Below are 13,309 nucleotides of genomic sequence, written 5' to 3' on the forward strand. Positions count from 1 at the left end.
GTAGTGGACCACGGCTTATCAGGGTAATAGCGAAGTTTTCTTGGGATCAAGACCAACTTGAATTTTGGTGCATGAGATCTGTCAAGGACGGGTAATCGCCTCGTGGGTCGCGAGATCCCCTCACGTCCCACCCGTCTCCGGAGCCTCTCCGAGGGGTTTCCCGGCGGCGCGAAGCGTCTCGGATCGCGGGACACTCGTGAACGCGTTCACAAGCGCCGATAGACTACGTGAGGTCCGTGCACCCCTCACCGTCTAGTAAGGATCCAGCCTGTGAACAAGCCCGTCGTACTGGTCGCTGAGGAACTTTCCGAGGCTGGTCTCGCGGTTCTGGGCGCGGACTTCGAAGTCCGCCACACCGACGGCGCCGACCGCGCCCAGTTCCTGCCCGCCCTCGCCGACGTGGACGCGCTCATCGTGCGCAGCGCCACGCAGGTCGACGCCGAGGCGATCGCCAACGCTCCCAGGCTCCGCGTCGTCGCCCGCGCGGGCGTCGGCCTGGACAACGTCGATGTGGAGGCCGCCACCAAGGCCGGTGTCATGGTCGTCAACGCGCCGACCTCCAACATCACCAGCGCCGCCGAGCACACCGTCGCCCTCATCCTCGCCTCCGCACGCAACGTCGCCCAGGCGCACTCCGCGCTCAAGGGCGGCGAGTGGAAGCGCTCGAAGTACACCGGGGTGGAGCTCGACGAGAAGGTCGTCGCGATCCTCGGCCTCGGCAAGATCGGCCAGCTGGTCGCGCAGCGCCTCCAGCCGTTCGGCGTCGAACTGATCGCCTACGACCCCTACCTGCAGCCGGCCCGCGCCGCGCAGATGGGCGTCCGGCTGGTCTCGCTCGAGGAGGCCCTGAGCGAGGCCGACTTCATCACGGTGCACCTGCCCAAGTCCAAGGAGACCATCGGTCTCATCGGTGACAGGGAGCTCCACGCGGTCAAGCCGAACGTGCGCCTCATCAACGTCGCCCGGGGCGGCATCATCGACGAGAACGCCCTCTACTCCGCGATCAAGGAGGGCCGCGTCGCCGGCGCCGGCATCGACGTGTTCCCCAAGGAGCCGGTCACCGACAGCCCGCTCTTCGAGCTCGACCAGGTCGTCGTCACCCCGCACCTGGGCGCCTCCACCCACGAGGCCCAGGAGAAGGCGGGCACCCAGGTCGCGCGCAGCGTGAAGCTCGCCCTCGCCGGGGAGTTCGTGCCGGACGCGGTCAACGTCCAGGGCGGTGCCGTCGCCGAGGACGTCAAGCCGGGTCTGCCGCTCGCCGAGAAGCTCGGCCGGGTGTTCACCGCCCTCGCGGGCGAGGTCGCCACCAAGCTCGACGTCGAGGTGCGCGGTGAGATCGCCTCCCACGACGTCCGCGTGCTGGAGCTGGCCGCGCTCAAGGGCGTCTTCACCGACGTGGTCGAGGACTCGGTCACCTACGTCAACGCCCCGCTGCTGGCCAAGGACCGGGGGGTGTCGGTCGAGCTGGTCACCAGCTCCGAGAGCCCCGACTGGCGCAACGTCGTGACGGTCCGCGGCGTCCTCGCCGACGGCCGCACGGTCTCGGTCTCCGGCACCCTGTCCGGGCCGAGGCAGATCACGAAGATCGTCGAGGTCAACGGCTACCAGATGGAGATCGAGCCCACCGACCACCTGTCGTTCTTCACCTACACCGACCGTCCCGGCATCGTCGGCGTGGTCGGCCGTATTCTCGGCGACCACTCGATCAACATCGCCTCGATGCAGGTGGCCCGGGACGCCAAGGGCGGCAAGGCGCTGATCGCCCTCACCGTCGACACCGCGATCCCGGCCGAGGTGATCGACCAGATCGGCGCGGAGATCGGCGCCGACAGCGGCCGCTCGGCCGACCTGGCCGACTAGCCCCGTTTCCCGCGCGTGCCGCGTCGTCGCGGGTCGGTGGCCCTTCCCGATCCAGGACGACATGCGATCACCCAGGACCGATCGGGGGACGTACGGGAAACACGGCCGTGGTCCACCGATGTGGCCGCCGCCCCGATGACCGGGGCGGCGGCCACATCTCGTCTCAGCATGTGAGAAGTGTGTACGCCGGGCGAGACGGCGTTTCCGTGGGCAGGTAGCCTGGAATGAAATGCGCCAGGTTCTCGTAATTCCTACCTGCCGCGGCGAGGCCTGACAGGGGCAGGCCGGCGACTCGCCGCGGTGTTGTGGCGCTTGCCGGCTCCAAGCCCCCGTCGCCGGTCCGTGATCCGGACCCTCGACATCAGGCCTGGTCGGAGTCCCGACCGGAGACTTGACCACCTTCCTTGCTCGCGTGCGACCGAGACGAGATTCGCCATGTACGACATGTATCCCTGGAACCGTCCCGAGGAGACAGAGGACGAGGCCACCGACGCGCTCCAGACCGCTCTGGACCGCAGGGACAACGGTGGTGCCCCCACCCGCTGAACCCGTTCTCGCCGCCACCGGGGCCTCCACGGCCTCCCGGCGGCGATCCGCCGGCGTGTCTCATCCGCCGGGCACGACTTCGATCGCGAGCTCGACCCGCTTGGCGAGCTGGACCCCCTGCGGGTCGGGGCGGACCGCGCCGACGAAGGAGGCGCGGCGCCAGGAGCTGAGCTTCTCCTCCTTGACGACGTCGCCGCTTTGCGGGGCGTGAACCATGTAGCCGGGCTTTGTGATCATGCCGACGTGGCCGAGGCCGCTGAAGAAGGCCAGGTCACCGGCTCTGAGGTCCTTCCAGGCGATCTTCTTGGAGAAGGCGGCGTACTGGTCGTAGGTGACGCGGGGGAGTTTGATCCCGGCGGCGCCGTAGGCGCGGAGCATCAGGCCGGAGCAGTCGAAGCCGCCGTTGCCGGTGCCGCCCCAGACGTAGGGCGTTCCGCGCTTGGACATGGCCCACTGCACGGCCTTCTGCCAGGCGGGCCTGACGTCCATCGCCTTCAGCGTTTCCTTCAGCGTGGGGGTTTTGAGCGCCGCGGGTCCGGGGGCGGGGGGCGGGGAGGCGGCCAGGGCGGCGGTCGAGGTCGCGCACACCGCGGCGCCGGCGAGGATCAGGGAGGCGGAGATGGACAGGACGCGGGGGAGAACTGTGCCGGACAGGATGATTCCTTCCATAAGGCCGGCCGGGTGAGCTGTCGGGCTCGGGCGTGGAGGCCGCCCTACGGCGCGAGAACGCGCTGATTCGCCCCAAGGGATCCGCCTGATGACGACCGGGAACGCGCTCCGGGGGAGGGGCGGTGTTCTCGGGGGTGCGGTAGATCCCGTAAAGAGTGGTTCCCCGGCTCCGTGCGGGCCCGGTAAGGGGATGGCCCGTACGGATTAGGCAGTGATGTGAATGGGAGGACCATAACGAAACCTCCCTAAACGGTCAATAGGGAGCAAAAAAGGACAAAACGATCAGAGGGTCTGTCGTGCGAACACGTCCGCAGAATGAGACCGGTGTTCAATCGCCGAGACGGACCGGTAAGGTGCCTGCATGGATTCGCGTAACATTCGCCTGGCGGTCATCCCCGGGGACGGAATCGGAGTCGAGGTCGTCGCCGAAGGGCTGAAGGTCCTCGAAGCGGTCGGTACGAAGGTGGAGACCACCACCTACGACCTCGGCGCCAAGCGCTACCACGAAACCGGCGAGACCCTGCCGGACCCGGTCCTCGACGAACTGCGCGGATACGACGCGATCCTGCTCGGCGCGGTCGGCGACCCCAGCGTGCCCCCGGGCATCCTGGAGCGCGACCTGCTGCTCAAGCTCCGCTTCCAGCTCGACCACTACGTGAACCTGCGCCCGGTCAAGCTCTTCCCCGGCGTCGAGACGCCGCTGGGCGGATCCCGCCCCGAGGACATCGACATGATCGTCGTCCGCGAGGGCACCGAGGGCCCGTACGCCGGAGCGGGTGGCGTCATGCGCAGGGGCACGCCGCACGAGATCGCCACCCAGGAGTCGCTGAACACCGCCTACGGCGTCGAGCGCGTCGTGCGTTACGCCTTCGACAAGGCGCTCGGCCGCCCCCGCAAAAAGCTGACGCTGGTCCACAAGACCAACGTGCTCACCTACGCCGGCGACCTCTGGGCCCGCACCTTCGACCGCGTCGGCCTGGAATATCCCGAGGTCCAGACCGACTACTGCCACGTCGACGCGGCCTCGATGTTCTTCGTCAGCCAGCCGGAGCGCTTCGACGTGATCGTCACCGACAACCTCTTCGGTGACATCCTCACCGACATCGGCGCGGCGATCGCCGGCGGCATCGGTCTGGCGGCGAGCGGCAACGTCAACCCCGACCGCACCGCGCCGAGCATGTTCGAGCCGGTTCACGGCAGCGCCCCCGACATCGCGGGCCAGGGCAAGGCCGACCCGACCGCCACGATCCTGTCGGTCGCCATGCTCCTCGACCACCTCGGTATGGCCGCCGAGGCCACCAGGGTCGAGCAGGCCGTCGCCGACGACCTGGTCGAGCGGACGGCCGGCCGGGCCGGCCGGACCACCCACGAGATCGGCGACGACATCACCGCCCGAGTAGCCGGCTGAGGAAGCCGCCTCCCTCGACCCCGACGCGCCTGGCGGCTCACCTGAGCCGCCAGGCGCGTTTTTGTTTCTCCAGCACTGCCGGTTTTCGGCATGGATGGAGTAGTTTCCCGTTACCCGGTCCGACGCAGAATGGACCCAAGGGTAAGCCAGACCTCAAGAGAAGGATCCGTGCGATGACCACCGCTCAGAAGCTCAGCTTCGACGTGCAGCTCTCCGACCACGCTCGCACCGCGGCAGAGCGCGAGCAGGTAATGGCGAGTCCCGGGTTCGGTCAGGTCTTCACCGACCACATGATCTCGATCGACTACACCGAGGGTGAGGGCTGGCACGACGCCAGGCTCATGCCGTACGGCCCGCTCAGCCTCGACCCCGCGACGTCGGTCTTCCACTACGCGCAGGAGCTTTTCGAAGGGCTCAAGGCCTACCGCCAGGAGAACGGCGCGATCGTGGCCTTCCGGCCGGAGGCGAACGCCGCCCGCTTCAACAGCTCCGCGCTGCGGATGGCCATGCCCGAACTGCCCGAGGAGACGTTCGTCGAGTCGCTGGAGCTGCTCGTCCAGACCGACCGCGAGTGGGTCCCGACCACGCCGGGGCACAGCCTCTATCTGCGCCCCTTCATGATCGCCACGCAGCCGGCGCTCGGCGTCAACTACCCGTCCAGGAGCTACAAGTACATGGTCATCGCCTCTCCGGCGGCGGCCTACTTCGGAGGCGGGCAGGCCGTGACGGTCTGGCTCTCCACCGAGTACACCCGCGCGGCCCCCGGCGGCACCGGCTTCGCCAAGTGCGGCGGCAACTACGCGGCGGCCTTCGTCGCCCAGCGCCAGGCCGTCGAGCAGGGCTGTGACCAGGTGGTCTGGCTGGATGCGGGCGAGCACCGCTACGTCGAGGAGATGGGCGGGATGAACCTGTTCTTCGTCTACGGAGACCGCCTGCTCACCCCGGCGCTCACCGGCACCCTCCTGCCCGGCATCACCCGTGACTCGATCCTCTCCCTCGCCTCCGACCTCGGCCTCCAGGCCGAGGAGGGGCGCCTGTCGGTCGAGGAGTGGCAGCAGGGCTGCGAGACGGGCGAGCTCACCGAGGTCTTCGCCTGCGGCACCGCCGCGGTCGTCACCCCGGTCGGCTCGGTCAAGGGCGCCGACCGCGCCTGGACGATCGGCGACGGCACCCAGGGGCCCGTCACCTCGAAGATCCGCGAGGAGCTCGTGGGGATCCAGTACGGGACCCGTCCCGACCCGCACAGCTGGGTCCACAAGATCTGCTGAGCACCTTCCACCGCCGTCGAGGGCGACGGAGCGTATGGCTGGGTCCACACGATCCGTTGCCCCCGTTTTCCACACGCGTCGTGTCGTCGCGGGTGAGCGGCCGTGTCCGATCCGGTGCGACGAGTGATCACTTCAGGTTGATCGAGGTCGCGCGCGGAGTGCAGGGCCGATCCCGTGCGGGAGAGGCCCGGTCGAGGCGTCCGGGGACCCCCGGCTCGGCGGGGGCTCCGGCCTCCCGCCCCGGCCGGGCCTCCCGCCGAGTGGGCCTACCCTTCGGTCAGCTTGCCGGTGTCGATCGTGAGGTTCCAGGGAGCGGGGAGCTCAAGGGGCTCTCCAAGGGTCACCTGGTGTTGCCGCTGGTAGCCCCTCTCCCCGGGATGGCTGAGGAGCCGGGCGAGATTCTGGGTGGCGTCGATCACCAGATAGAGCGGAACCCCGGCGATCGCGCAGTTTTCCGGTTTGGTGACGTGGTCGTCGCTCCGACTACTGGGGGAGACCACCTCCACGACGAGCAGCGTCTCCTCCGCATAGACGTTCTCCTCGTCCCACATGCGGGGAGACTTCGGCAGGACAAGGAGATCGGGCCGATAACGATCTTTCTGGACGCCCAGGAAGAGCTTGACGTCGTATACGGGATGCCAGCCCTGTTCCGTGGCGAACGGGATGAGCTGGATCAACAACTGCAGGATGCTCTTGGCGTGGTTGAGTGTGGGCAACTCCCTCACCACGATCCGGCCGTTGATGATCTCGACCTTACGGTCGGGCCACTGGTCGCAGGTCCTCTGGTAGTGCGCTTCGAGCTCCTGATGGTTGGTGGACACGGGCTTCGCCTCGCGGCGTTCCAGGGTCTTGGCCATGAGGTCATCCTTCCCTCCGCGCGGGTGGGCGCAACGTGTTTGTCACATCGCTTACAGTAATCGGAAAGGTTTTCCTTCGCCCGCGATTCGGGAAAGTTTTCGTCAGTGCTTTCGAATCATGGTGAGGCCGTCGGCGATGGGAAGCATGATCGAGGTGACCCGCTCGTCGGCGCTCACCATGTCGTTGAACTCGCGGATGTGCCGCACGGTCTCGTCGTCCCTGGTGGGGTCGGCGACGTGCCCGCTCCACAGGGTGTTGTCGACGAGGATCACCCCGCCGGGGGCCAGGCGCGACATGAGGATCTCGTAGTAGACGGGATAGTTGACCTTGTCGGCGTCGATGAACGCCAGGTCGACGGCCGGGTGTTCGGGAAGCTCGCGCAGCCGCTCGGCCGCGGGCCCGATCCTCAGCTCGATGCGGTCGGCGACCTGCGCTTTCTCCCAGTAACTCCGGGCGACCGCCGTCCACTCCTCGCTCACGTCGAAGCAGGTGAGCCCGCCGCCGGGAGCGAGCCCTCTGGCGAGGCAGATGGAGGAGTAGCCGGTGAAGGTGCCCACCTCCACCGCGTTCCTGGCGCCGCAGAGCTGGGCGATCATGGTAAGGAAACGCCCCTGGTCGGGGGAGATCTGCATGGACGCGTTGTCGCCGGTCAGCTCGCGGGTCTCGACGGCGAGGGCGTCGAGGACGTCGTCGGGCTGGCTGGTGTGCGCGAGCAGATACTGCCCCACGGTGGGGTCGAGATAAGTCGCCTTCATGGGGCCCATTCTCGCCGGTGCCGGACGGCGACGGGGGTGATTCCAGGCCGTGTCCCGGGCCGTTCGGGCACGCCGCGGATCTCGGATCCTGAGATCGATGTGTCAGATGGTGTCGGCGTGTGGCAGACTCCGAAGCATCATGTTCTACGGTCTGCTCATTATCGGCAGGCGCGCCGGCTGAAAAGGGACACCGCCGGCGCGCAGACCTCTCACGTCCGTGAGGGGTCATTTTTGTTTCCAGAAGCCGAACGAGCGCGCGGCGAATCATCGAACCGCGAAGGAGATTGACATGGCCGACGATCGTTTCCACGTGTACGACACGACTCTCCGTGACGGTGCCCAGCAGGAGGGGCTCAACCTCACGGTGGCCGACAAACTGGCCATCGCGCGTCACCTGGACGGTCTGGGCGTCGGCTTCATCGAGGGAGGCTGGCCGGGAGCCAACCCCAAGGACACGGAATTCTTCAGGCGCGCTCAAACAGAGCTCGACCTGAAGCACGCGCAGCTCGCCGCGTTCGGCGCGACCCGCCGGGCAGGTGTGAAGGCAGCCGACGACCCATTGGTGGCCGCGCTGCGCGAATCCGGCGCGCCGGTCGTAACCCTTGTCGCCAAGAGTCACGACCGGCACGTGGAGCTGGCCCTCCGCACGACCCTTCAGGAGAACCTCGCGATGATCCGCGACACGGTCTCCCACCTTCGTGCGGAGGGCCAGAGAGTCTTCCTCGACGCGGAACACTTCTTCGACGGTTACAAGTCCAACCCCGACTACGCGCTGGAGGTCCTGCGCACCGCCGCCGAGGCGGGAGCCTCGGTCATCGCGCTGTGCGACACCAACGGGGGCATGCTCCCCGACGAGCTGGCCGAGGTGGTGCACGCGGCCGTCGGGACGTCGGCGAGGATCGGCATCCACTGCCACGACGACACCGGCTGCGCGGTCGCCAACTCGCTGGCCGCGGTCAAGGCGGGCGCCACCCACGTGCAGGGCTGCGCCAACGGCTACGGCGAGCGGTCGGGCAACGCCAACCTCTTCACCGTGGTGGCGAACCTGCAGCTCAAGCGGGGATTCGACCTCGTGCCGAAGGAGGCGCTGGCCGACATGACCAGGATCGCCCACGCGATCACCGAGGTCACCAACGTCACCCCCAACTCCCACGCTCCCTACGTGGGCGTCTCCGCCTTCGCGCACAAGGCCGGGCTGCACGCCAGCGCGATCAAGGTCGATCCCAACCTCTACCAGCACATCGACCCCGCCGAGGTCGGCAACGACATGCGCATGCTCGTCTCCGACATGGCCGGGCGCGCCTCGGTCGAGCTCAAGGGGCGCGAGCTGGGTTACGAGCTGTCCTCCGACACCTCACGGGAGCTGGTGAACCGGGTCAAGGAGATGGAGTCGAAGGGCTACACCTTCGAGGCCGCCGACGCCTCCTTCGAGCTCCTGTTGCGCGACACCGTCGCGGGCGAGAGCAGGCGCCACTTCCAGGTCGAGTCCTGGAGGGTGATCGTCGAGCGGGCGCGAGGCGGCGAGGTCGTGAGCGAGGCCACCGTGAAGCTGCACGCCAAGGGGGAGCGGATCATCGCCACCGGTGAGGGCAACGGCCCGGTCAACGCCCTCGACCGGGCCGTGCGGCTGGGCCTTGAGCGGCTCTACCCCGAGCTGGCGGGGGTCGAGCTGATCGACTTCAAGGTGCGGATCCTGGAGGGTACGCACGGCACCGACGCCGTCACGCGCGTGCTGATCACCTCCAGCGACGCGGCCGGGGAGTGGTCCACGGTCGGCGTCGACGAGAACATCATCGAGGCCTCCTGGCAGGCGCTTGAGCAGGCGGTGACCTTCGGGCTCCTGCGCGCGGGCCACGCCGTCTGACAGCCGCCCCGCCACAGCCCTGGGGGCGGCGGGCGCTGTCGGGAAAGGGCCGCCGGGAGACCTTCCCACGGTGAACGGGCGGGTGCCGGGAGGCACCCGCCCGTGTCGTCTCCGGCGAGGAGAGCCGTCAGGCTCGGCGGGAAGGCCGCCGGAGAGGACTCTTCTCGGGCGGGGGAGACCGTCAGGAGAGGTCGGCGCCGCGCACGCGGAAGCTCACCTGGCCCTCAGCGGTCTCCAGGCTGACCTTGCCGCCCGAGCAGGAGAGCGACGGACTGCCTGTGCCGGGCACCACCACGGTCAGCACGGCGTCGCCCGAGGCGGGCGAGACGACCGCGGGGGCGGGGTGCTTCAGCAGGTAGGAGGAGGAGACCCAGCCCTGGTAGGGGTTCTTCTGACCCTGGACCACCTTCAGTCCCGAGACCGGCTTGCAGGACGGCATCGAGACCTGGACGAGCGTCGCCTTCCAGCCCGTCTTGTCCTTCACCACGACCTGGCCGCCGCTGCTGGAGACGGTGGACAGTTCGTGGGAGAAGTGCCAGATGTTGCGGACCTTCGAGCCCTTGGGAACCGTGTCCAGCACGGCCATCACGTCCTCGCGGTGGTTGACGAGCACCGAGCGGGTCCTGGGCACGCCGTAGGCCCTGTCGGTGAGCCGGTAACTCTGCCGGTCGGAGCCGATCGAGGACCTGCTCAGCGCGGTGGCGGTCTTGCCGCGGAATCTCGCCCCGGCCACCATCGAGGTGTTGTGGGCCTCGGGGGACATCGTCCAGTGGCGGTAGCCGCTGTTCTCGTAGGAGTCGAAGCCGGCGTCGACCAGGACGTTACGGCCCTGGGCGTAGTAGGTCACGCCCAGGTGGTCCTCGTGGCCGTGATACTTCATGCCGGGCCCGAAGCGGATGGAGTAGAACGCCGACTCGGGCTTGTCCCAGGCGGTGCGCCCGTAGACGTAGCCGCCCCGGAACACCCGTACGGCCTGCTTCGGGTGGCTGTAGCCGACCGGCCGCACGTCCGCGCCGCCGTCACCGATCGGGACCATGAACCCGTCGGGCTGGGTGGAGTGGGAGATGAAGTCCTCCAGCGACTTCCAGCGCCTGGAGATGTCGGCGGGCACCTTCCGCTTGCAGGCCCTGATGTCGTCCATCGCGACCTTCAGGCGGTCGTAGACGTAGAGCGCGTAGCGCGGGGCCTGCTCGCGCAGCGCGCCCTGGGAGTCGACGTCGAGCTTCACGGTCTCGGTGAGCCGCCTGATCGCGAGGCTGGACCACTGGTCACGGCCGTAGCGGCAGCCGATGCCGAGCAGTGCGATGTCCTGGTCGATCCCGTGGTTGTGGCCCTTCTCGTACAGCCTGGGGTCGGAGAGCATCTTCGCGTGCTCGGCCAGGCTGCCGGAGAGCCACGACCCGCCGACGTGCTTGCTGAGGCAGACCAGGGCGGGGGCGCGCAGCGCGATCGGGTGCTCCTGCCAGGCGTACGGGCTGGTCTTCGCGCCGCCGCGGGGGTTGTCCGCCACCCAGTCCTTCGCGATCTCGACGGCCCGCGCCAGGTAGGCCTCGTTGCCGTTCGTCTCGTAGTCGGCGACGAGACGGCCCATCCAGCGCAGCGAGTGGAAGACCATGCTCCACGAGCGGTTGCGGTAGGGATCGGTACGCCAGTTGACGTCCTTGCCGATCTTCACCGGGTCCAGGGCGAGAAAGGCGAGCTCGCCGTTCATGATGTCCGCCCCCGTCGGGGTGGCGGGGAGCCAGTCGCCCTGGCACTCGGTGGTGCGTTTCGCCTCCCTCGCCTCCGCGGTACCGGCTGTGACGCCGCAGGTCATCAGGAGGATGAGGGAGAGAGCGAGTGCTTGTGTGCGGCGGCGCACGCCAGTTCCTTCCGGGCCGAACGGGGGAGGTGGATCATGCTTCCGAATCCCACCAAACCGGTCAAGCTGGGGTGGTCGCTTCCGGAACATCGTTAGCAACTAGATGCGGGTCTCCCAGTTTCCTCACAGCCGTCACGCGATTCACAGAGGTCACAGCGTTGGCCGGTCGGTGCGGTCGGTGCGGTCGGTGCGGTCGGTGCGGTCGGTGCCGCTCGTGTCGCCGCGCCGCGTCCGGTGTCGCCTGCGCCGCTCCTCACCCTCACGGTACGGGCGGTGAACCCACACTCGTACCGTGGCGTGATTCCATCGGTCGATGGCCCTGCGACCACTCGCGCGGGTCCTCGCGTTTCGGCAGGCTCGGGGCATGAGACTCGCCGACATCGTCATCCCCGGCACACCGGCCGCACGTGGCGCGCTGGAGGTGGCGACCGCCTACTGTTCGCCCGCCCTGCTCAACCACTCCGTCCGCGCCTACCTGTGGGCGGCGGCCTACGGCGCGATGAACGGCATCGCCTTCGACGACGAACTGCTGTACGTCGCCTCGATGATGCACGACATCGGCCTCGTGAGGGAGTTCGACAGCCACACCGTGCCGTTCGAGGAGGCGGGGGGCCACGTCGCGTGGGTCTTCGCCGCCGGGGCGGGGTGGCCCGTGGAGCGCCGCGTACGCGCGTCGGAGATCGTCGTACGCCACATGTGGGACAAGGTCGACCCCGAGCAGGACCCCGAGGGACATCTTCTCGAACTGTCCACCGGGCTCGACATCTCCGGGCGGGGAGTGGAGAACTTCCCCGCGGAGCTCCGCGCCGAGGTGCTGGAACGCCACCCCCGGCTGGGCATCGGCCCGGAGTTCACCGCGTGCTTCGTCGACCAGGCCGCGCGCAAGCCGGACAGCCTGGCCGGGCGATTCGTCCGCGCGGGGGTCGCCGAGCGCATCGCCGCCAACCCCCTTGACCACTGAGGACTCCCCGCCGGTCCCCTGAGTCCCCCGTCCGAGCCGCTGAAGAACTTCCGGTTCAAGGGCGGCCGGAGGGCTTCTTCGCCCGAACCGCTGAGGTGCTCCGGACTCGGGCCGGTCAGGGGCGCCCCGAACCGTCCGAGGGGACCGCTGAGGACTCCCCGCCGGGAGTCCTCCTCGCCCCCCGTCAGGCTCCCGGTGCGGGACCGGTGCTCTGGACGACCTCGAAGGACCACAGCTCGGCTCCGGTGGCGGCCGGCCCCTGCCCGTGGCCGTGTCCCTGGGCCGGACCCGCGCCCTGGCCGTGCCCGTGTCCCTGGGCCGTGCCGGGGGCGTCGCCCTGCCCCGCTCCCTCGCCCGCCTCGGCGGCGGCCTGGGCGTGGCCCCGCTGGAAGGCCTGGCTCTCGGTCCAGCGTTTGAAGTCCTCCTCGGAGCGCCAGCGGGTGTAGACCAGGTACCGGTCGCCACCGTCCACGGGGCGAAGCAGCTCGAACCACTCGAATCCGTCCGCGGACTCGACGATCCCCGCCCGCCCGGAGAAGCGGCGTTCCAGCTGCTCGCGCATCTCCTCGGGCACCGTCAGCACGTTTATCTTCACGACCGAAGGCACATCGTCTCCTCGAAGCGTTGGTTTCGCCGATCACTCTATGATCGGCGCTCCGTCACGTGGGTCAGACGACGGTCCTTGAGCGGCGCGGCGCGTTCTCCAGGCTCACCCGGGCGACGGTGGGCATGTGCTCGGTCTCCAGGGCCTGGCGCATGTGCGGGATGACCACCCCGCCCAGCTGCTCGCGGACCGCGCTCATCGGCGCGTCCTCGGCGACCGTCATCCGCATTCGTACGGCCGGGTGCTCGCTCGTACCGACCATGGCGGCGGTGGCGTTGATGATCGCGGGGTGCGTGCCCGCCTCGGCGGCCGCCGCGTCGGTCACGCTGCCCGTGTCGACCTCGGTCACCCCGCCGGGACCGCCGTCCAGCCGCATGCCGCCCAGCTTCCCGCGGCGTCCCTGCGCGAACAGCCAGTGCAGGCCGAACAGTGCGAGCACGATGCCCGCCGCCGCGATCAGCCACCACATCCACGGGTCGTAGGTGGCGAACGGCTGGCGTACCAGGCTGTCCACGAGCGGGCTGTCCGCGGGGGCCACCGTCCGCGGAAACGCTCCCGCGCCCCGTGCGATCGCGAGGGCACTGAGGACCATCAGCGCCAGTCCCACGATCAGCAGTCCCAACCGGTTACCCCGGGCGGTCTTGTCGTCCATGAG

General features: G+C 68.8%; 11 protein-coding genes and 1 riboswitch. Of the genes, 5 read left to right on the top strand and 6 right to left on the bottom strand.

Annotated elements, in window-relative coordinates; translation table 11 throughout:
- Positions 1–270 precede the first annotated feature (270 nt).
- Positions 271–1,860 carry a phosphoglycerate dehydrogenase gene (serA, locus tag AB0B90_RS05970; RefSeq protein ID WP_350947630.1) on the top strand — a complete coding sequence of 530 codons (1,590 nt, stop codon included), beginning with the start codon at positions 271–273 and terminating at the stop codon, positions 1,858–1,860.
- Between the two features lie 606 nt (positions 1,861–2,466).
- Here serA and AB0B90_RS05975 read toward each other — a convergent pair.
- Complete coding sequence (locus AB0B90_RS05975) at positions 2,467–3,075, bottom strand: C40 family peptidase (RefSeq protein ID WP_362921052.1); 609 nt, start codon at positions 3,073–3,075, stop codon at positions 2,467–2,469.
- Positions 3,063–3,281: riboswitch (cyclic di-AMP (ydaO/yuaA leader) on the bottom strand. (Overlaps the previous gene by 13 nt.)
- Before the next feature lie 155 nt (positions 3,282–3,436).
- Here AB0B90_RS05975 and AB0B90_RS05980 point away from each other — a divergent pair.
- Both AB0B90_RS05980 and AB0B90_RS05985 read left to right on the top strand, forming a co-directional pair.
- The gene (locus tag AB0B90_RS05980; protein WP_350947632.1) at positions 3,437–4,483 is read left to right on the top strand and encodes a 3-isopropylmalate dehydrogenase; all 1,047 of its coding nucleotides are present in this window, start codon (positions 3,437–3,439) and stop codon (positions 4,481–4,483) included.
- Between the two features lie 173 nt (positions 4,484–4,656).
- Positions 4,657–5,751 carry a branched-chain amino acid aminotransferase gene (locus AB0B90_RS05985; protein WP_350947633.1) on the top strand — a complete coding sequence of 365 codons (1,095 nt, stop codon included), beginning with the start codon at positions 4,657–4,659 and terminating at the stop codon, positions 5,749–5,751.
- A gap of 266 nt (positions 5,752–6,017) precedes the next feature.
- Here the strand turns inward: AB0B90_RS05985 and AB0B90_RS05990 are convergent, their stop codons facing one another.
- Both AB0B90_RS05990 and AB0B90_RS05995 read right to left on the bottom strand, forming a co-directional pair.
- The gene (locus AB0B90_RS05990; protein ID WP_350947634.1) at positions 6,018–6,608 is read right to left on the bottom strand and encodes a Uma2 family endonuclease; all 591 of its coding nucleotides are present in this window, start codon (positions 6,606–6,608) and stop codon (positions 6,018–6,020) included.
- A 102-nt stretch (positions 6,609–6,710) separates the two neighbouring features.
- A complete protein-coding gene (locus AB0B90_RS05995; RefSeq protein ID WP_350947635.1) occupies positions 6,711–7,364 on the bottom strand; it encodes an O-methyltransferase in 654 nt (217 codons plus the stop codon).
- Between the two features lie 289 nt (positions 7,365–7,653).
- Between AB0B90_RS05995 and cimA the strand changes: the two genes are divergently transcribed.
- Positions 7,654–9,228 carry a citramalate synthase gene (cimA, locus tag AB0B90_RS06000; RefSeq protein ID WP_350947636.1) on the top strand — a complete coding sequence of 525 codons (1,575 nt, stop codon included), beginning with the start codon at positions 7,654–7,656 and terminating at the stop codon, positions 9,226–9,228.
- A gap of 181 nt (positions 9,229–9,409) precedes the next feature.
- Here cimA and AB0B90_RS06005 read toward each other — a convergent pair whose 3' ends face one another.
- A complete protein-coding gene (locus AB0B90_RS06005; RefSeq protein ID WP_362921056.1) occupies positions 9,410–11,089 on the bottom strand; it encodes a heparinase II/III family protein in 1,680 nt (559 codons plus the stop codon).
- 364 nt (positions 11,090–11,453) lie between these two features.
- Between AB0B90_RS06005 and AB0B90_RS06010 the strand changes: the two genes are divergently transcribed.
- Positions 11,454–12,050, top strand: a complete 597-nt coding sequence (locus AB0B90_RS06010; protein WP_350947638.1) for an HD domain-containing protein — start codon at positions 11,454–11,456, stop codon at positions 12,048–12,050.
- A 184-nt stretch (positions 12,051–12,234) separates the two neighbouring features.
- Here the strand turns inward: AB0B90_RS06010 and AB0B90_RS06015 are convergent, their stop codons facing one another.
- Together AB0B90_RS06015 and AB0B90_RS06020 are read right to left on the bottom strand one after the other, a co-directional pair.
- Entirely contained in the window at positions 12,235–12,657 is a 423-nt protein-coding gene (locus AB0B90_RS06015) for an antibiotic biosynthesis monooxygenase (RefSeq protein ID WP_350947639.1), read from the bottom strand.
- Between the two features lie 61 nt (positions 12,658–12,718).
- On the bottom strand, positions 12,719–13,306 hold the full coding sequence (locus tag AB0B90_RS06020) for a hypothetical protein (RefSeq protein WP_350947640.1): 588 nt from the start codon (positions 13,304–13,306) through the stop codon (positions 12,719–12,721).
- Between the last annotated feature and the right edge of the window lie 3 nt (positions 13,307–13,309).

This window comes from Streptosporangium sp. NPDC049078, assembly GCF_040648855.1.
Taxonomy (GTDB): Bacteria; Actinomycetota; Actinomycetes; order Streptosporangiales; family Streptosporangiaceae; genus Streptosporangium.